This is a genomic window from Solibacillus cecembensis, assembly GCF_050272495.1.
Classification (GTDB): domain Bacteria; phylum Bacillota; class Bacilli; order Bacillales_A; family Planococcaceae; genus Solibacillus; species Solibacillus cecembensis.
Genome location: NZ_JBNNMF010000067.1, coordinates 1 through 1,085, shown reverse-complemented (window position 1 = coordinate 1,085; position 1,085 = coordinate 1). Strand labels below are relative to the sequence as shown.

Here is a 1,085-nt window from a genome sequence, read left to right as displayed (position 1 = left end):
CAAGGAGAGGATGCCCTTCAGTCAAAGAAAAAGGGGCGTCCATCCATGAAAAAAGAACCGAACAAACCGTCAAAACAAGCACCTATAGAAGGCTCTACAGAAGCACTTCAAGCAGAAATCCAACGTTTACGTATGGAGAATGAGTACTTAAAAAAGTTGAATGCCTTAGTTCAAAACAAGGACAAATTACCACGAAAGACAAAGTAAAAGTCATTTGTGAGTTAAGGCATAAATATTCGGTGAATGCACTTGTGGCGTATGCGGAAATTCCACGTAGCACATTTTATAATATAGCGAAGAAGTTAGATTTACCGGATCCAGATGCCGGTTTAAAAGCTGAAATACAGACGATTTACGACGAACATGAAGGTCGTTATGGCTACCGTCGCATTCGTGATGAATTGGCGAATCGTGGGCAAAAAGTGAATCATAAGAAGGTTCAACGCATTATGAAAGAGCTAGGTTTAAAGTGCATAGTGCGTATGAAAAAATATAAATCCTATAAAGGCACCGTTGGTGAAATCGCACCGAATATTTTAAACCGTAAATTTATAGCAGATGAACCAAATGAGAAGTGGGTAACGGACATCACAGAGTTTAAATTATTCGGAGAAAAACTTTATTTATCGCCTGTTTTAGATTTGTTTAATGGCGAGATTATTACGTATACAATTGGTTCAAGACCGACCTTTTCACTAGTTTCAAACATGTTGGAAAAGGCTTTAGAACACTTACCAGCGGAACACCAGCTACTGATGCATTCCGATCAGGGGTGGCATTATCAAATGAAACAATATCGTCATGCCTTAGAAGCCAGAGGCATTGTGCAAAGTATGTCTCGTAAAGGAAACTGTTACGATAACTCAGTAATCGAGAATTTCTTTGGCATACTGAAATCCGAACTCATCTACTTGAAGGAATTTGAAAGTGTAGAACAATTCAAAGTAGAACTAGAAAAATATATCACGTATTACAATACAAAACGGATTAAGGCAAAATTAAAAGGCATGAGCCCGATACACTATCGAACCCATGCCCAAAGAGCTGCCTGAAATAACCGTGTCTAACTTTTAGGGGTCACTTCA

The 1,085-nt window shown here is 38.6% G+C and carries 1 pseudogene; it reads left to right on the top strand.

Annotated elements, in window-relative coordinates:
- Nucleotides 1-1,052 (top strand): annotated as a pseudogene (locus ACQKIH_RS22405) (IS3 family transposase); the annotation flags it as partial.
- Nucleotides 1,053-1,085: the final 33 nt, after the last annotated feature.